Raw genomic sequence first — 20,922 nt, forward strand, 5'->3', positions numbered from 1 at the left:
GGGGTCCCTCCCGGCCTCCCCCAGCCTTCGGCCGGGGGTACCCCCATGGCTGGGGGCGAGGGGCCCATTGCCATCCGCCTCGAACGGCGAGGCGACGAACCGCTCCGCGGTCAGCCCCGCGCGCCTCAGGTAACCGCGCGCCAGACCCGCACCCGCAACATACAGCTCGCCCTCCACGCCCACCGGCACCGGCCGCAGCGACTCGTCCAGCACGTACACCGGGTGTTCGGGAGCGGCCTGCCGATCGGCACCACGCCCGACCCCTGCAACGGCCCGCTCATCGTGGCGCACACCGTAGCCTCGGTCGGCCCGTAGGCATTGACCATCCGCCGGCCCACCGACCACCGCTCGACCAGCTCCGGCGGGCATGCCTCACCCCCCACCACCAGGGTCATCCCGTCCGGCAGCCCGCCCTCGGGCAGCACCGCCAGCCCGGCGGGCGGCAACATCGCATGCGTCACCTGGTGCCGCCGCAACACCTCCACCAGCGCCGGCCCCGGCAGCAGCTCGTCCGCCGCCGCCATCACCAGCCGCGCCCCCAACAGCAGCGCCATGCACGTCTCCCACACGGCCGCGTCAAAGCTCGGCGAGGCGAACTGGAGCACACGGCTGCCCGAGTCCACACCGAACCGCTCGACCTGACTCGCGACCAGCCCGGCGATACCGCGGTGGGAGACCACGACGCCCTTGGGGCGCCCGGTGGAACCGGAGGTGTAGATCACATACGCCGGCGAGGCGAGCGACAGGGGGGCGATGCGCTCCGCGTCCGCCACATCGGCGGCATCCTGGTCCGGTCCGTCCAGGTCGGGCGCGTCCATCAGGATCTGCGGCACCGACACGGGCATGGCACCGGAGGTCGCCTCATCGGTCAGCATGCACACCGGTGCCGCGTCACCGAGCAAGTAGGCGATGCGCTCCGCCGGATAGGCCGGATCGACCGGCAGGTACACCCCGCCCGCCTTCAACACCGCCAGCATCGCCACCACGCCCGCCACCGACCGCGGCAGCGCCACCGCCACGATGCGCTCCGGCCCCACTGCGCGGCCGATCAGACGCCGTGCGAGACGATTCGCCCGGGCATTCAACTCCCGGTAGGACACAGTCAGTTCACCGAACTGAAGAGCCACCGCGTCGGGAGTCGCGGCCACCTGCGCCTCGAACAACCCCGGCAACGTCGACGACGCCACCTCGACCGCCGTGTCGTTCCACTCCTCCAGGAGCAGGCGACGCTCATCCGCACCCAGCACATCCACCGCCGCGAACCGCGACTGCGGAGCCTCCTCCAAAACGGCAGTCAGGTTCGTGACGGCCGCCTGCAACAGCGTGCAGATCTGCTCCGCATCCGCCGGTGCCACCGCTTCGGCGGTCAGGAGGAAGCCACTCCCGTTGTCGTCGACGGACACGCTCACCGGGTAGTTGGTGTGGTCGCTCACGGTCAGCAGCCCGACGCCCTCAACGCTGGGACCACTGCCCTGTACAGCGGTCTCGCTGTGCCGGTAGTTGAAGAGCGAGGTGAACAGCGGGCTGCCACCCGTCAGCCCGCTGGCCTGCTGCGCCAGCGACAGCGGCGCGTGCTCGTGCACCAGCAGCTCGGCCAACTGGCCTCGCATGCCGTCCAGCGCCTCACCCGCACTCTGCCCGTCCAACCGCACCCGCACCGGCAGCGTGTTGAGGAACAGACCCGGCACCCGGTCCGAACCGGCACCCGCGTTCATCCGGCCGAACAGCACCGTACCGAACACCACATCGTCACGACCGCTCACCGCAGCCAGCACCCGCGCCCACGCCAGGTGGAACACCGTGGCCGGGCTCACGCCCTGCCGCCGCGCCACCTCACGGACCCGGCCGGCCACGTCAGCATCGAGGGGAATCGCATAGCGCATGGTGTCGGTGCCGTCACCGTGCACATCCAGCACACCGAAGGGCGCCGTCGTCTCGGTGACGTCACCGAGCAGCTCGGCGAAGTAGCGCTCGTGCTCCTCGCGTGGCACACCGAGGCGGGCCTGGGCGACGAAGTCGCGGAACGGCAAGGGCGCCGGCAACGCGTCGGCACGGCCGGACAGGAACGCCCGCAGCTCCCCGAGCAGCACGTCGTGCGAGGTGTGGTCCTGCACCATGTGGTGGGTTCGCAGCAGTGCCAGCCAGCGGTCACCGCCGGGCTCCGCCGCGATGTGGACCGTCATCAGGGGCGCCCGGGTCAGATCCATCCACGATCCGCCGATCGCCTTCAACTGCTCCACCGGGTCGGGACCCTGCGGGTCCAGCACGACCTCCTGGACCGGCAGTTCGACGTGCCTGGCCACGACCTGCACCGGCTCGGCCAGGCCCTCCCACATGAACGCCGTGCGGTAGATGTCATGCCGGTCGACCACCCACTGCAGAGCCTGAAGGAACTCGTCCACCCGGGCCCGCGAGTCGAATCCCAACACTGACGGCTGCATGTAGACATCCGTCTCGGCTCCCTGATCCGCCATCATGTGGTGGAAGAGGAGGCCCTCCTGGAGCGGGGCCAGCGGATAGACGTCCGCCACATTGGCCGCACCGCCCTCGACCCGCGCCACGATCCGCTCGATCTCCGCCGCAGTAAGCTCCACCAGCGGCAGCATCTCCGGCGTGATCCCGACCGCACCCTCGGAAATCAGGTTCGGCGGCACCACCACCTGGACCGGCCCGGCAGCATCCGCCAGAGCGGCCGGCGTGGGATTGCGCAGCAGGGTGCGGATGGAGATCGACACACCCCGGACCCGCAGGTACTCCACCAGCTTGACGGCCAGCAGGGAGTGACCGCCCAGAGCAAAGAAGTTGTCCTCCACCCCGACGCTCTCCAGCCCCAGGGCGTGTGCGAACGCGGCGCACAGGATCTCCTCCTGCACCGTCTCCGGACCACGGCTCACCCGGGCGTCCTCATCCGCGGTGCCGGAGTCCTCCGGTGCGGGCAGGGCCGCGAGGTCCAGCGCCCCGTCCGACGTCAGCGGCAGCGCATCCAGCACCACCACGGAGGGCACCAGCTGCTCCGCCAGACGCTCGCCGGCGAACTGCCGCACCACGGCTGCCAGCACCGCGTGATCAGCGCCGGAGTCGGCGGGCACGACATAAGCGACCAGCCTCGCGCTGCCTCCGCTGCGGGATGCCCCGCTGTCGTCCGCACCCTGCTCGCGCTCGACCACCGCCAGATCCGCCAAGCCGGGCTGTGCGGCCAGCACGGTCTGCACCTGACGCGCGGTTCGCCCACGCATCAGGACCCGCTCCCGCTCGTCCTCGCCCAGCACCGCGACCGCCGACAACCGCGTCTGCGGCTCGGCCGTGACGGTTTCCAGGGCCCGGACCAGCCACTTCGCCATCCGCTCGACCGTGTCCGCGTCGAACAGGTCAGCCGCCGCAATCAGCGTCCCGCGCAACCCCGCCGGCTGGCCCAGCTCGTCGAAGACCTCCCCGAGCTCCATGTCCAGATCGAACTTCGCCAACCCCGTTCCGGCGGCCTGCCGGCCGACCCGCAGCCCCGGCAGCTCCAGCCCGGACCGGCCAGTGCCGGAGGCCGCGGCGGTGTTCTGCAGGGTGAACGACACCTGGAACAGCGGGTGCCGGGCCAGCGACCGGGTCGGCGCCAACTCCTCCACCAGCCTCTCGAACGGCACATCCTGGTGCTCGAACGCCTCCAGACTGGTCCCCCGGACCCGATCGACCACCTCGTCGAAGGTCGGGTCACCGGACAGGTCGGTACGCACCACCAGGGTGTTGACGAAGAACCCGACCAGCTCGTTCAGCGCCTCATCGGTGCGGCCGGCGATCGCCGCACCGATCGGGATGTCCGTGCCCGCGCCGATCCGGTTCAGGGTGACCGCCAACGCCGCCTGCAGCACCATGAACAGGGTCGCCCCCCGCTCCCGCGCCACCGTCAGCAGGCCTTCGTGCAGCCCTGCGGAGACCTCCAACTCCACTGTGTGACCGCGGTGGGTGGGTGTCGCCGGCCGCGCCAGGTCAGTGGGCAGGACGAGCTCCTCCGGGACCCCGGCCAACGCCTCACGCCAGTACGCCACCTGCCCGGACAGCACACTGTCCGGATCGTCCTCGCTACCGAGCACCTCCCGCTGCCACAACGCGTAGTCCGCGTACTGCACCGGCAACGGCTCGAACGTAGGCATGCGACCGGCAACCCGCGCCGCATACGCCACCGACACATCCCGCGCCAACGGCGCCATCGACCAACCATCCCCGGCGATGTGATGAACCACCACCACCAAAGCATGGTCATCCTGACTCACCGCGAACAGCGTTGCCCGCAACGGGATCTCAGACGAGAGGTCGAAAGCATACGCAGCAGCCTCAGCCACCGCGGCATCCAACCCCGCTGCCTCGACCGCCACCACCGGCACCTCGAAGCCGCACTCCTCCAGCGACAGCACCCGCTGGAACGGCTCACCATCCGCCACCGGCAGCACCGTGCGCAGCACCTCGTGCCGACCCACCATATCCCGCAACGCCTCAGCAATGGCCCCGCGGTCCAACTCCCCGGACAGCCGCAGCGCCATCGGAATGTTGTAGGTCGCGCTCGGACCCTCCAACTGACCCAGGAACCACAGCCGGCGCTGCGCGAACGACAACGGCACCCGCTCCGGACGCACCACCGGAGTCACTCCGGCCCGACCTGCGGTGGCCTGCCCCAGCCAGGCCGCCAGCCCAGCCGGAGTGGCCGCCTCGAACAGCACCCGCAACGGCAACTCCACACCCAGCACCGCACGCACCCGGCTCACCAACCGCATCGCCAGCAGCGAATGACCACCCAGCGAGAAGAAGTCATCCTCCACCCCGACCGCGGGCAGCCCGAGCACCTGTGCGAACGCCTCGCACAGCATCCGCTCCTGCTCGGTGGCCGGCTCCCGACCCGCACCGGCGGCAGCCGCGAAGTCCGGCGCCGGCAGCGCACGGCGGTCGAGCTTGCCATTCACCGACAGCGGCAGCGCATCCAGCACCACCACCGCCGACGGAACCATGTAGGACGGCAACCGCTCACCCACGAACTCCCGCACCAGCACGCCAAGTTCACCAGAGACATCCACGGCCGTCACAACATAGGCCACCAGACGCTTGTCACCCGGCACGTCCTCACGCGCCACCACCACAGCCTGAACGACCTGCGGATGCGCGGCAACCGCCGCCTGCACCTCACCCAACTCGATCCGGAATCCACGGACCTTCACCTGCTCATCCGCACGCCCCAGATACTCGATCTCACCATCCCGACTCCACCGCACCAAGTCACCCGTGCGATACAACCGCTCCCCCGCCGCACCGAACGGCGACGCCACGAAACGCTCCGCCGTCAAACCCGCACGACCCAGATACCCACGCGCCAACCCCGCACCCGCCAGATACAACTCACCCGCCACACCCGCGACCACCGGCTGCAACGACCCGTCGAGCACATAAGCGCGCGCATTGGCGATCGGCCGCCCGATCGGCACCGCACCCGCCACCTCACCCTCGGCGAACCACGCCGTCGAGTACACCGTCGCCTCGGTCGGACCATAGATGTTCGCCACCCGCACCCCCGGCAGCGCACCACGAATCGCCGACACCGCATCCGCCGTCAACGCCTCACCCGCCAGCACCACCGTCCTCGGCGCCACCGACAACCCCTCACCCGCCAAGACCTGCGCGAACGCCGACGGCACACCACTGACCAGCGACACACCCCACTCGGTACGCCCACCATCGGCCAGCGCCAGCAGATCCGGCACCACCTCCACCGAACCACCCGACACCAACGGCCCGAACAACTCGAACACCGACACATCGAAGTTGAACGACGTCGACACCAACACCCGCTCGAAGTCACCACCCCCGAACACACCCGACGCCCACGACAACAACGCCGCCACCGAACGATGCTCGACCACCACACCCTTCGGCCGACCCGTCGACCCCGACGTGTAGATCACATACGCCGGATGCGCCAAACCCAACGGCGCCAACCGCTCCGCATCCGACAGCACATCAGCCGACAGACCCGCCAACGAGGCCACCGTCTCCGGAGCATCCAGCACCACCGACCGCACCGAACCCGGCACCACCGAGACCGTAGCCCCCGACACCAACGCCACCACCGGCAACGCATCCGCCACCATGAACCCGATCCGCTCCACCGGATACCCCGGATCCACCGGCAGATACGCACCCCCCGCCTTCAACACACCCAACAACGCCACCACCGCATCCACACCACGCGGCAGACACACCGCCACCACCGACTCCGGACCAACCCCCTCACCCACCAGCAAACGCGCCAACCGGTTCACCCGCGCATCCAACTCCGCATACGACACCTCGACACCCTCGAACACCACCGCCACCGCACCCGGCGTCCGCACCACCTGCGCCGCAAACAACTCACCAACCGTCGCACCGACCACCGGCGCAACCGTGTCGTTCCACTCCTCCACCACCAGGCGGCGCTCCGCCGCACCCAGCACGTCCACCGCCGCGAACCGCGACTGCGGAGCCTCCTCCAAAACGGCAGTCAGGTTCGTGACGGCGGTCTGCAACAGCGCGCAGATCCGCTCCGGATCGGCCGGTGCCACCGCTTCGGCGGTCAGGAAGAAGCCACCCCCATGTCGTCGACGGACACGGTCACCGGGTAGTTGGTGTGGTCGCTCACGGTCAGCAGCCCGACGCCCTCAAGGCTGGGACCACTGCCGCGTGCGGCGGTCCCGCTGTGCCGGTAGTTGAAGAGCGAGGTGAACAGCGGGCTGCCGCCCTGGATGCCGCTCGCCTGCTGTGCCAGCGACAGCGGCGCGTGCTCGTGCACCAGCAGCTCGGCCAGCTGGCGCCGCATACCGTCCAGCGCCTCACCCGCACTCTGCGAGTCCAACCGCACCCGCACCGGCAGCGTGTTGAGGAACAGACCCGGCACCCGGTCCGAACCGGCACCCGCGTTCATCCGGCCGAACAGCACCGTACCGAACACCACATCGTCACGACCGCTCACCGCAGCCAGTACCCGCGCCCACGCCAGGTGGAAGACGGTGGCCGCACTGACGCCCTGGCGCCGCGCCAACTCACGCACCCGGCCGGCCACGTCATCATCGAGGAAAATCTGGCAGCGCATCGCGGCGGTGCCGTCACCATGAACATCCAGCACACCGAAGGGCGCCGTCGTCTCGGTGACGTCGCCCAGCAGCTCGGCGAAGTACCGCACGTGCTCCTCGCGCGGCACACCGAGGCGGACCTGGGCGACGAAGTCCCGGAACGGCAGGGGCGCCGGCAGCGTGTCGGCACGGCCGGACATGAACGCCCGCAGCTCCCCCAGTAGCACGTCCAGCGAGGTGTGGTCCTGCACCATGTGGTGGGTTCGCAGCAGTGCCAGCCAGCGATCGCCGCCGGGCTCCGCCGCGATGTGGACCGTCATCAGGGGCGCCCGGGTCAGATCCATCCACGACCCGCCGATCGCCTTCAACTGCTCCACCGGGTCCGGACCCTGCGGGTCCAGCTCGACCTCCTGGACCGGCAGCTCCACCCGACGCGACACCACCTGCACCGGCTCGCGCAGCCCCTCCCACACGAACGCCGTGCGGTAGATGTCATGCCGGTCGATCGCCCACTGCAGAGCCTGAAGGAACGCGTCCACCCGCTCCCGCGAGTCGAATCCCAAAACCGACGGCTGTACATAGACATCCGTCTCGGCGTCCTGATCAGCCATCAGGTGGTGGAAGAGGAGGCCCTCCTGGAGCGGGGCCAGCGGGTAGACGTCCGCCACATTGGCCGCGCCGCCCTCGACCCGCGCCACGATCCGCTCGATCTCGGCCTTGGTCAGTTCCACCATCGGCAGCATCTCGGGCGTGATCTCGACGGCGCCCTCGGGGATGAGGTTCGCGGGTACCACCACCTGGGCTTGCCCGGCCCTTCGGCCAGACCGGCCGGCGTCGGCGTCTCAAAGAGCGCCCGCACCGCCACAGACACACCCCGGACCCGCAGGTACTCCACCAGCGACACCGCCAGCAGCGAGTGGCCGCCCAGCGCGAAGAAGTCGTCCTCGACACCGACGCTCTCCAGACCCAGCACCTGTGCGAACGCCTGGCACAGGACCTCCTCCTGCACCGTCGCCGGCGCCCGACCCGCACCCGCACCCGCCGCATACTCGGGCGCCGGCAACGCCTTGCGGTCCAGCTTGCCGTTCACCGTCACCGGCAGCGCGTCCAGCACCACCACCGCCGACGGCACCATGTACGCCGGTAGCCATCCAGCCACGAACTCGCGGACAGACGAGGCGAGTTCGGCAGTGTCGCCGTCCGCGACGACGTACGCGACCAGACGCTTGTCACCCGGGGCGCCCTCGCGCACCACGACGGCCGCCTGCGCGACCTGCGCGTGCCCGGCCACCACCGACTGGACCTCACCCGGCTCGATCCGGAACCCGCGGATCTTCACCTGGTCGTCCGCGCGGCCCAGGTACACCAGCTGACCATCGGCGTTCCAGCGAACCCGGTCACCCGTGCGGTACATCCTCCCGCCATCCGCCTCGAACGGCGAGGCGACGAACCGCTCCGCCGTCAAACCGGCACGCCCCACATACCCGCGCGCCAACTGCACACCTGCCAGATACAACTCACCCTCGACACCCACCGGCACCGGGGACAGCGAACCGTCCAGCACATACACCCGGGTGTTGGCCACCGGCCCACCGATCGGCACCACCGCACCGTCACCCGCCGTGCAGCGCGCGGCCGTGACGTCGACGGACGCCTCGGTGGGCCCGTACAGGTTGAACAGCGGCACACCGTCCAGCAGTTCGAGGAACCGGTCCCGCAACGGCGCCGCCAGCGCCTCACCACTGCAGAACACCGCCCGCAGACCCGTGCAGTCAGCGGCCGCCGGCTCACTCAGGAACGCCTCCAGCATCGACGGCACGAAGTGCGTCACCGTGATGTTCTGACGCTGGATCAACTCGGCCAGGTAGGACGTATCCCGGTGACCACCCGGACGCGCCACCACCAGCGCCGCACCCTGCACCAACGGCCAGAAGAACTCCCACACGCTGACGTCGAACCCGAACGGCGTCTTCTGCAACACCCGATCGGCGACTGACAGCCCGTACTCCTCCTGCATCCAGGCAAGCCGGTTCACGATCCCCGCATGCGGCACCGCAACACCCTTCGGGCGCCCGGTGGACCCCGACGTGAAGATCACATACGCCGGATGCGCAGGCAACACCTCCACCACGGGAGCCTGTACCGACAGACCGGCCAACTCCGAGACGACCAGCGGGTGGTCGACCAGGACCCGGGCCACATCGTCAGGCACCGACGCCTCCAGCGCGGTGGTGCTGAGCACGCACACCGGCGCGGCGTCGGCGAGGACGGCCTCGATGCGACCGGCGGGGTACTCCGGGTCCACCGGCAGATACGCGCCACCGGCCTTCAGCACGGCCAGCAGCGACACCACCAGCTCCACGCCGCGCTCCATCAGCACCGCGACCACCGACTCCGGACCAACCCCTCACCGACCAGCAACCGCGCCAACCGGTTCGCCCGCCCATCCAACTCCGCGTACGACACCTCCACACCCTCGAACACCAACGCCACCGCATCCGGCGTCCGCACCACCTGCTCCGCGAACAACCCCGGCAACGTCGCATCCACCAACGGCCGAGCAGTGTCGTTCCACTCCTCCACCACCAACCCACGCTCAACCGCACCCAGCACATCCACGGCACTCAACCGTGTCCCCGGCTGCGCCGCCACCGTCTCCAGGACCTGGACCAACCAGCCCGCGATCCGCCGCACCGTCTCCGCATCGAACAGGTCAGCCGCCGCAATCAGCGTGCCGCGCAACCCCGCCGGCACACCCTGCGCGTCAAGGACCTCACCAAAACTCACTTCCAGGTCGAACTTCGCCGGCAGTGCGCCCACGGCAAGTGCCCCAGGCCGCAACCCGGGCAACTCCAACGCCGCCGAAGCCGTGTTCTGAACGGTCAACATGACCTGGAAGAGCGGGTGCCGGGCCAGCGACCGGGTCGGCGCCAACTCCTCCACCAGCTTCTCGAACGGAACGTCCTGGTGCTCGAACGCCCCCAGGCTGGTCTCCCGGACCCGGTCGACGAGCTCGTCGAAGGTCGGGTCACCGGACAGGTCGGTACGCACCACCAGGGTGTTGACGAAGAACCCGACCAGGTCATTGAGCGCCTCGTCGGTGCGCCCGGCGATCGCGGAACCGATCGGGATGTCCGTGCCCGCACCGATCCGGTTCAGGGTGACCGCCAACGCCGCCTGCAGCACCATGAACAGGGTCGCCCCCCGCTCCCGGACCAGCGCCATGAGTCGCTGGTGCGTCTCGGCAGAGACGGCCAGCTCCACACCCTCGCCGCGGTGCGAAGCCGCCGCCGGACGCCGGCGGTCCACCGGCAGCTCCAACTCCTCCGGCGCCCCGGCCAGCGCCCCACGCCAGTACGCCACCTGCCCGCCAACGCACTGCCCGGATCGTCCTCACTCCCGAGCACCTCCCGCTGCCACAACGCGTAGTCCGCGTACTGCACCGGCAACGGCTCGAACGCAGGCACGCGACCGGCAACCCGCGCCGCATACGCCACCGACACATCCCGCGCCAACGGCGCCATTGACCCTCCGTCCCCAGCGATGTGATGAACCACCACCACCAACGCATGGTCATCCCGATCCACCGCGAACAGCGTCGCTCGCAACGGGATCTCGGACGAGAGGTCGAAGGCATACGCAGCAGCCCCGGCCACCGCGGCATCCAGCTCCGCTGCCCCGACCGCCACGACCGGCACCTCGAACCCGGCCTCCTCGGCCGCCAGCACCCGCTGGTACGGCTCGCCGTCCACCACTGGGAACACCGTGCGCAGCACCTCGTGCCGCCCGACCACATCCCGCAACGCCTCAGCCAGGGCGCCCCGATCCACATCCCCGGTCAACCGCAGCGTCATCGGAATGTTGTAGGTCGCACTCGGACCCTCCAACTGCCCCAGGAACCACAGCCGACGCTGCGCGAACGACAGCGGCACCCGCTCCGGACGCACCACCGGCACCAACGCCGCACGACCCGCGCCGGCCTCACCCAGCCACGCCGCGACCGCGGCAGGAGTCGGCCGCTCGAACAGCGCCCGCAGCGGCAGCTCCACACCCAGCACCGCACGCACCCGGCTCACCAACCGCATCGCCAGCAGCGAGTGTCCGCCGAGGGTGAAGAAGTCGTCCTCGACACCGACCGCCGGCAGGCCGAGGACCTCGGCGAACGCCTGGCACAGCAACTCCTCCTGCACCGTCGCCGGACCCCGACCCGCACCCGCCACATACTCCGGTGCGGGCAGGGCCTTGCGGTCCAGCTTGCCGTTCACCGTCAACGGCAGCTCCTCCAACACCACCACCACCGACGGCACCATGTAGGACGGCAACCGCTCAGCCACGAACTCACGGACCGCACCGGGAAGTTCATTGCCAGCAACGTCGGCGCCCACCACGTAGGCCACCAGGCGCGGGTCCTCACCCGCCTGGTCCTGACGGGCCACGACCACGGCCTGCGCCACCCGCGGGTGCCCGGCCACCACCGCCTGCACCTCACCCGGCTCGATCCGGAAACCACGGATCTTCACCTGCTCATCCGCACGCCCCGCGAACACCAACTGCCCGTCCACGCTCCACCGCGCCCGGTCACCCGTGCGGTACATCCGCCCACCATCACCGAACGGCGACGCCACGAACCGCTCCGCGGTCAGACCGGAACGACCCACATACCCACGCGCCAACTGCCCACCCGCGATGTACAACTCACCCGCCACACCCACCGGCACCGGCCGCAAACTGCCATCCAGCACGAACAGCCGCGTGTTCGCCACCGGCGCGCCCATCGGCACCACCGAACCCGAACCGTCCACCCGCCCGGCCGTCACCATCACCGTCGACTCGGTCGGACCATACGTGTTCACCAACCGCCGATCCGCACCCCACACCCGCGCCTGCTCCACCGAGATCGGCTCCGCACCCACCAATACCGTCGACAGACCCGGCAGTTCAGCAGGATCCAACACAGCCAGCAGCGACGGCACCACACTCGCCGCCTCAACCCCCACCTCACCCAGCATCTTCACCAGCAAACCCGCATCAGCCCGCTCCGAGGCCGACGCCACCACCAACGTCCCACCCGCCGACAACGTCAACACCACATCCAACACCGAGGCGTCGAAGCTGAACGACGCGAACTGCAGCACCCGCATCCCCACCTGCACACCCAGGTGCGGACCCAACGCCACCGCCATCCCCGCCACCGCACCATGGGAGACCGCCACACCCTTCGGCACACCCGTCGACCCCGACGTATAGATCACATACGCCAACTGACCAGCCGTCACCTCAACCTCGGGAGCCGTGGACCGCTGCGCCGCCACCTCCGGCCCGGCCACATCCACCCCACCCTCACCCACCACCAGACAGGCACCACTGTCCGCCACCATGAACGCCAACCGCTCCGCCGGATACTCAGGATCCAACGGCACATACGCCGCCCCCGCCTTCCACACACCCAAGATCGCCGCCACCATCTCCACACCCCGCGGCAGGCACAACCCCACCACCGACTCCGCACCCACACCCCGACCGATCAGGTAATGCGCCAACCGGTTCGCCCGCACCTCCAACTCGCCATACGACAGCTCCACACCCTCACACACCACCGCCACCCCACCCGGCAACTCCACCGCCCGCCGCGCCACCAACCCCGGCACCAGCGAACCAACCCCCGCCACCGACCCGTTCCAGTCGGTCAGAACCAGAGCACGCTCCGCCTCACCCAGGACGCCGATCTCTCCCAGCCGCGTCTGCTCCGGGGCATCCTCCAGGGCCGCGACCAGATTGCCCAGGCAGGTGTGCAGCAGCAACCCCACCTGCCGCGGGTCGATCGAAGCCACCGCATCGACAGTCAGGCCGAACCCCGTCTGATCATCGTCGACGGCAACGCTCAGGGGGTAGTTGGTCAGATCCCGCGCGGAGTGCACGCCGACGCCCTCGTAGCTGGAACCGGTGTCCCGCGCGGCGGCCTGACTGTGCCGGTAGTTGAAGATCGAGGTGAACAGCGGGCTGCCACCCGTCAGCCCGCTGGCCTGCTGCGCCAGCGACAACGGCGCATGCTCGTGCACCAGCAGCCCCGCCAACTGGTGCCGCATCCCGGACAGCGCCTCAGCCACGCTCTGCCCGTCCAACCGCATGCGCACCGGCAGCGTGTTGAGGAACAAACCCGGCACCCGATCGGCACCCGCCCCGGAGTTCATCCGACCGAACAGCACCGTACCGAACACCACATCGTCCCGGCCGCTGACCACACCCAACACTCGCGCCCACGCCAGATGGAAGAGGGTAGCCGCACTGACACCCCGGCTCCGCGCCAACTCACGGACTTTGCTTGACAGTTCACTGTCCATTTGGAGGCGTGCCTGGTGGGTGGTGCTGCCGTCGCCGTACACGTCCAGCACACCGAACGGCGCCGTCGTCTCGGTGACGTCGCCGAGCAGCTCGGCGAAGTACCGCTCGTGCTCCTCGCGCGGCATACCCAGGCGGGCCTGGGCGACGAAGTTGCGGAACGGCAGCGGCTGCGGCAACGCGTCGCCCCGACCGGACAGGAACGCGGAGAGCTCCTCCAGCAGCACGTCCATGGTCGTGTGGTCCTGCACCGTGTGGTGCACCCGCAGGAGCACCAGCCACCGACCGTCGGGCGCGGCAGCCACGTGCAGGTCGATGAGCGGTGCCCGGCCGAGGTCCATCGACGAACCGCCGACCGCCATCAACTCGCCGACAGGATCGGCGCTCTGCGCGTCCAGCAGCACCTCCACGACCGGCACCACCGCCTGCCGCCAGACCACCTGCACCGGCTCGCGCAGTCCCTCCCACACGAACGCCGTGCGGTAGACGTCGTGCCGGTCCACCACCTGCTGCAGCGCACCGGCGAAGGCATCCACCCGCTCCCTCGAGTCGAACCCGAGCACCAGCGGAAACACATAGGTGTCCGTTCCGCCGTTCGCGAGCATGTGGTGGAACAGCATGCCTTCCTGCAGCGGCGCAAGCGGATACACATCCGCGACATTGGCGGCACCGCCCTCGACCGTGGCCACGATCCGCCCGACCTCGGCGGCGTCCAGATCCACCAGGGGCAGCATCTCCGGCGTGATCTCCCGCGCGTCGACGGGAATGGCGTTCGCCGGCACCACGACCCCTTCGGAGCCCTGTGCGGCTGCCAGCCCGGCCACCGTCGGCGTCTCGAAGAGCGCACGCACCGCTACGGACACACCGCGCGCCCGCAGACGCTCCACCAGGGCCAACGCCAGCAGCGAATGGCCGCCCAGCGCGAAGAAGTCGTCATCGACCCCGACCGCCGGCAGGCCGAGAACCTCCGCGAACGCCTCGCACAGGATCTCTTCCCGCACAGTGACCGGCGCCCGACCCCCACCCGTCACGTACTCGGGCGCCGGCAGGGCCTTGCGGTCCAGCTTGCCGTTCACCGTCACCGGCAGCGCGTCCAGCACCACCACCGCCGACGGCACCATGTACGCCGGCAACCGCTCACCCGCGAGCTCCAGCAACAGCGACACGAGTTCGTCCGACGGCGTGTCCGAGCCGGCCGGAACCACATACGCCACCAGGCGCGTATCGCCCGGGACGTCCTCGCGAGCGACGACCGCGACCTGGGCCACGGCAGAGTGGGCGGCCAGGACGGCCTGCACCTCGCCCGGCTCGATCCGGAAACCGCGGATCTTCACCTGGTCATCGGCACGGCCCAGATACACCAGCTGACCATCGGCGTTCCAGCGGACCCGGTCACCCGTGCGATACAACCGACCGCCATCGCCGAACGGCGAGGCCACGAACCGCTCCGCCGTCAGACCGGCACGCCCCACATACCCGCGCGCCAGCTGCACACCGGCCAGGTACAGCTCACCCTCGACACCCACCGGCACCGGGGACAACCGCTCGTCCAGCACATACACCCGGGTGTTGGCCACCGGCCCACCGATCGGCACCACCGCACCATCACCCACGGCGCAGCACGCGGCCGTGACGTCGACGGACGCCTCGGTGGGCCCGTACAGGTTGAACAGCGGCACACCCGCAAGCAGTTCGAGGAACCGGTCCCGCAACGGCGCCGGCAGCGCCTCACCACTGCAGAACACCGCCCGCAGCCCCGTGCAGTCAGCAGCCGCCGACTCCCGCAGGAACGCCTCCAGCATCGACGGCACGAAATGCGTCACCGTCACCCGCTGCTCCCGGATCAGCCCGGCCAGATACCCCGGGTCCCGGTGACCACCCGGACGGGCCAGCACCAGCGCCGCACCCTGCACCAACGGCCAGAAGAACTCCCACACGCTGACGTCGAACCCGAACGGCGTCTTCTGCAGCACCCGATCCCCGGCCGACAGACCGGACAACTCCTGCATCCACGCCAGACGGTTCACGATCCCCGCATGCGGCACCACCACACCCTTCGGCCGACCCGTCGACCCCGACGTGAAGATCACATACGCCGGATGCGCAGACAACACCCCAACCTCCGGCACGCCTGCCGGCAGACCGGCCAACTCCGCGGCCACCGCAGGATCGTCCACCGCAACCCGGGCCACGCCATCCGGCACGACCCCGGTCAGGGCGGTGGTGCTGAGCACACACACCGACCCGGCATCCGCCAGAATCGCCGCGACCCGCTCCGCCGGGTACTCGGGATCCACCGGCAGATACGCACCACCAGCCTTCAGCACCGCCAACAGCGACACCACCAGCTCCACGGAGCGCTCCATCAGCACCGCGACCACCGACTCCGGACCAACCCCCAGCCCGACCAGCAACCGCGCCAACCGGTTCGCCCGCGCATCCAACTCCGCGTACGACACCTCGACACCCTCGAACACCACCGCCACCGCATCCGGCGTCCGCACCACCTGCTCCGCGAACAACCCCGGCAACGTCACATCCACCAGCGGCCGAGCAGTGTCATTCCACTCCTCCACCACCACCCGACGCTCATCCGCACCCAGCACATCCACGGCACTCACCCGCGTCCCCGGCTGCGCCGTCACCGTCTCCAGGACCTGAACCAACCAGCCCGCGATCCGCTCGGCCGTGTCCGCGTCGAACAGGTCAGCCGCCCCGATCAGCGTGCCGCGCAACCCCGTCGGCACACCCTGCGCATCGAACTCCTCACCCGCGATCACTTCCAGGTCGAACTTCGCCGCCAGCTCGCCCACCTCTCCGGGCAGCTGACCGATGCGCACCCGGGTCGGGTCCTGGCCGGCTCCGCCGCCCGCTACCACCGGGGCGTTGTTCTGCAGGGTGAGCATGACCTGGAACAGCGGGTGACGTGCCATCGAACGGGCTGGGGAAAGATCCTCCACCAGCTTCTCGAACGGCACGTCCTGGTGCTCGAACGCGCTCAGACTGGTCTCCCGGACCCGGTCGACGAGCTCGCCAAAGGTCGGGTCACCGGACAGGTCGGTCCGCACCACCAGGGTGTTGACGAAGAACCCGACCAGGTCATTGAGCGCCTCGTCGGTGCGCCCGGCGATCACAGAGCCGATCGGGATGTCCGTGCCCGCACCGATCCGGTTCAGGGTGACCGCCAACGCCGCCTGCAGCACCATGAACAGGGTCGCCCCCCGGTCCCGGGCCAGCGTAGCCAGCCGCCGGTGCGTCTCGGCGGGAACCCGTAGCTCCACGCTCTCGGCCCGCTTCGAGGCCACCGCCGGACGCGGCCGGTCGGTCGGCAGGTCCAGCTCCTCCGGGACCCCGGCCAACGCCTCACGCCAGTACGCCACCTGACCGGACAGCACGCTGTCCGGGTCGTCCTCGTCCCCGAGCACTTCCCGCTGCCACAGCGCGTAGTCCGCGTACTGCACCGGCAGCGGCTCGAACGCAGGCACCCGGCCCGCGGCCCGCGCGGCGTAGGCCATCGAGATGTCCCGCATCAGCGGGCCGAAGGACCAGCCGTCTCCCGCGATGTGGTGGATCACCATCAGCAGGACGTGCTCGTCCGGGCCCGTTCCGAAGAGCGAGGCCCGGATCGGGATCTGCGTCGCGAGATCGAACGTCTCAGCCGCCGCAGCCGCCATCGCCGCGGCCAGGTCCGCCGGGTCCAACTCGGCGGTCGCCAGCTCGAAGCCGGTCTCCTCCGTCTTCAGGATCCGCTGGTACGGCTGCGAGTCGACCACCGCGAACACCGTGCGCAGCACCTCGTGGCGCCTGATGACATCCCGCAACGCCTCCGCGACTGCCTGCCGGTCCAGCTGACCGGTCAGGCGCAGGGCCACCGGCATGTTGTAGGCCGCGTTCGGACCATCCAGCTTGTCAATGAACCACAGCCGACGCTGCGCAAACGACAACGGAATCATCAGTACTCCCCCTGGTTACGCATCGGCCGCAGTGCGGGCCTTGCCTTCTTCTTCTGTCCAGCCTGATCCGAGAGCCACTTGGCGAGCCCGGCCGGCGTCGGTGCCTCGAACAGCACCCGGATCGGCACCTCGATGCCCGACACCGCGCGCACGCGGTTCGCCAACTTCGTCACCAACAGCGAGTGGCCGCCCAGTGCGAAGAAATCGTCCTCCGCGCCGACCACGGACAACCCGAGGACGTTCGCGAAGGCCTCACACGCCAACTCTTCCTCCGCGTTCGCCGGCCCACGGCCCGAACCCGCGACCACCGCGTAGTCCGGCGCGGGAAGCGCCTTGCGGTCCAACTTGCCGTTCACCGTCACCGGCAACGCGTCCAGTACCACCACCGCCGACGGCACCATGAACTGCGGAAGGCGCTCGGCGACATGCCTGCGCACCGCTTCCGCGAGCTCGGCACCGCCGACCTCACCCGTCTCCGCCACCACCGCCGGTTCGGCGGCCACCAGGTAGGCGACCAGTCGCGTGTCACCCGGAGTGTCCTCACGGGCGACGACCGCGGCCTGCGCCACGCCCGGATGCTCCGCGACCACGGCCTGGACCTCTCCCAGCTCGACGCGGAACCCGCGGATCTTCACCTGCTCGTCCACACGCCCCGCGAACACCAGCTGCCCGTTCGCAGTCCACCGTGCCCGGTCGCCCGTGCGGTACATGCGCTCACCGTTCGAGAACGGCGATGCCACGAACCGCTCCGCGGTCAGACCCGGGCGCTGCGCGTACCCGCGCGCCAGCCCGGGGCCGGCCACGTACAGGTCGCCCGCCACGCCCACCGGCACCGAGGCCAGCGAGGCGTCCAGCAGGTACACCCGGGTGTTGACGATCGGCGTGCCGATGGTCGGCTCCTCCTGCGGCCGCAGGGGCGCCGAGATCGCGGCGGCCACTGTCGTCTCGGTCGGCCCGTACCCGTTCAGGAAGCGCCGCCCGTCGGCCCACTGCGCCACCACGTCCGCACTCAGCGCCTCGCCCACCGCGGCCACCGTCGACAGCGACGGCAGGCTGCGCGGGTCCATCGCCCCGAGGGCCGCCGGCGGCGCGATCAGGTGCGTGACCTGGTGACGGTCCACCAGGGCCGCCAAGTCCGGCCCCGGCAGCAGCTGCTGAGAGGTTCCCAGCACCAGTCGGCCGCCGTTGCAGAGCGCCATCAGCACCTCGAAGACGATGCCGTCGAAGCCCACCGAAGCGAACTGCAGGACCCGGCTGTCGCTGTCGAAGGCGAAACGCTCGACCTGTGTGCGGATGAGGCTCGCGACACCCGCGTGCGAGACGACCACGCCCTTGGGGCGTCCGGTCGAGCCGGAGGTGTAAATGACGTACGCCGCGTTCTCCGGCAACAGCCTGGTGGGGTCGGCGTCGGCCGGAGCCGGGACATCGGCCTCGGCCGCGCCCACCGCGTTCCCGTCCAAGACCAGGACCGGAAGCCCCGACGCAGCCAGCGAGCGCTCCAGCGCCTCGGTGGTCAGCACACACGCCGGCCGGGTGTCCGCCAGCATGAACGCGACCCGCTCAGCCGGGTGTGAAGGATCGATCGGCAGGTACGCGCCGCCCGCCTTCCACACCGCCAGGAACGCCACCACCAGCTCCACCGAGCGGTCGGCCAGCACCGCCACCAGCGACTCCGGGCCCACCCCCTGGCCGATCAGCCGGTGTGCCAGGCGGTTCGCCCGGGCGTTCAACTCCGCGTACGACAGCCGCACGTCCCCGAACTCGACGGCGATCGCCTCAGGGGCCCGGGCCACCTGGGCCGCGAACAGCTGCGGCACGGTGGCGGGCGAGACTGCCTGCGCCGTGGCGTTCCACTCCTCGACGACCTGACGGCGCTCCGCCGGATCGAGCACGTCCACGGTTGCGACCCGCGCCGCGGGAGACTCCACCAACGCGGTCAACACCCGCACGAACCGCGCCCCGAGACGCTCCGCCGTCGCCGCGTCGAACAAGTCCGCCGCTGCCAGGAGCACACCCCCCAAGCCGGCCGGCCCACCCTCGGCGTCGAAGGCCTCACCCAGGCTCAGGTCCAGGTCGAACTTGCCGAACACCGGACCGGCGGACACCCGTCCGACGCGCAGACCGGGCAGCTCCAGCCCTGCCGACCCCGCGTTCTGGACGGTCAGCATCACCTGGAACAGCGGGTGCCGTGCCATCGAACGGGCCGGGGAAAGCTCCTCCACCAGCTTCTCGAACGGCACGTCCTGGTGCGCGAACGCCCCCAGGCTGGCCTCCCGGACCCGCTCCAGCACCTCGTCGAAGGTCGGGTCACCGGAAAGGTCGGTCCGCAACACGAGCGTGTTGATGAAGAACCCGACCAGGTCGTCCAGCGCCTCGTCGGTGCGCCCGGCGATCACCATCCCGATCGGGATGTCCGTTCCCGCACCCAGGCGGTTCAACGTCACCGCCAATGCCGCCTGCAGCACCATGAACAGGGTCACCCCCCGCTCCCGGGCCACCTCCAGCACCCGCGCGTGCAGCTCGGCCGGAGCCTCCAGCAGCACCTCGTGCCCACGGTGCGAGGCGACCGCCGGGCGCCGGCGATCGGTCGGCAGCTCCAACTCCTCCGGCGCCCCCGCCAACGCCTCCCGCCAGTACGCCACCTGCCCGGACAGCACACTGTCCGGGTCCTGCTCGTCACCGAGCAACTCCCGCTGCCACAACGCGTAGTCCGCGTACTGCACCGGCAGTGCAGCCCAGTCGGGCTCCCGGCCCTCCAGTCGAGCGGCGTACGCCGTAGAGATGTCCCGCGCCAGCGCACCGGTCGACCAGCCGTCACTGGCGATGTGGTGCACCAGCACCACCAGCACGTGCTCCTCCGGCGCCACCACGAATACCGTCGCCCGCAGCGGAATCTGCGTGGCCAGATCGAACAGGTGGCCCGAGGCCTCGGCCACCGCCGCATCCAGCCCGTCCGGCTCGACCGCAACAACCGGCACCTCGAACCCGGCCTCGTCGGCCGCCAGCACCCGCTGGAACGGCTCGCCGTCCACCACCGGGAACACCGTGCGCAGCACCTCGTGCCGACCCACCACGTCCAGCAGCGCTTCTGCGAGGGCCTCCCGGTCCAACGCTCCGTTCAGGCGCAGCGCCATCGGAATGTTGTAGGTCGCACTCGGACCCTCCAACTGCCCCAGGAACCACAGCCGACGCTGCGCGAACGACAGCGGCACCCGCTCCGGACGCACCACCGGCACCAACGCAGTGCGGCCCTCGCCGGCCTCAACCAGCCACGCCGCGACCGCGGCAGGCGTCGGCCGCTCGAACAGCACCCGCAGCGGCAGCTCCACCCCCAGCATCGCACGCACCCGGCTCACCAACCGCATCGCCAGCAGGGAGTGGCCACCGAGAGCGAAGAAGTCGTCCTCCATACCGACCCGGTCCAGGCCCAGGACCTGCGCGAACGCCTGGCACAGCAACTCCTCCTGCACCGTCACCGGACCCCGACCCGCACCGACCAGACCCGTGTAGTCCGGTGCGGGCAGGGCCTTGCGGTCCACCTTGCC

3 protein-coding genes and 3 pseudogenes are annotated in these 20,922 nt (G+C 70.1%); all 6 read right to left on the minus strand.

From position 1 onward, the window contains the following. Positions 1–125 precede the first annotated feature (125 nt). Positions 126–6,578, minus strand: coding sequence for a non-ribosomal peptide synthetase (locus E6W39_RS42865; protein ID WP_141633439.1), 6,453 nt, complete (start codon positions 6,576–6,578; stop codon positions 126–128). Positions 6,579–6,589: 11 nt separating this feature from the next. After that, a complete protein-coding gene (locus tag E6W39_RS11370; RefSeq protein ID WP_141633440.1) occupies positions 6,590–7,882 on the minus strand; it encodes a condensation domain-containing protein in 1,293 nt (430 codons plus the stop codon). Positions 7,883–7,902: 20 nt separating this feature from the next. Beyond that, positions 7,903–9,638 (minus strand): annotated as a pseudogene (locus E6W39_RS11375) (amino acid adenylation domain-containing protein); the annotation flags it as partial. Between the two features lie 102 nt (positions 9,639–9,740). Then, positions 9,741–10,448: pseudogene (locus E6W39_RS42870) on the minus strand (condensation domain-containing protein); the annotation flags it as partial. A 38-nt stretch (positions 10,449–10,486) separates the two neighbouring features. Then, positions 10,487–17,377 (minus strand): annotated as a pseudogene (locus E6W39_RS11385) (amino acid adenylation domain-containing protein); the annotation flags it as partial. After that, on the minus strand, positions 17,377–20,916 hold the full coding sequence (locus E6W39_RS11390; protein WP_407658608.1) for an amino acid adenylation domain-containing protein: 3,540 nt from the start codon (positions 20,914–20,916) through the stop codon (positions 17,377–17,379). The gene E6W39_RS11390 and the pseudogene E6W39_RS11385, both read right to left, overlap by 1 nt. Positions 20,917–20,922: the final 6 nt, after the last annotated feature.

Source organism: Kitasatospora acidiphila, from assembly GCF_006636205.1.
Classification (GTDB): Bacteria; Actinomycetota; Actinomycetes; order Streptomycetales; family Streptomycetaceae; genus Kitasatospora; species Kitasatospora acidiphila.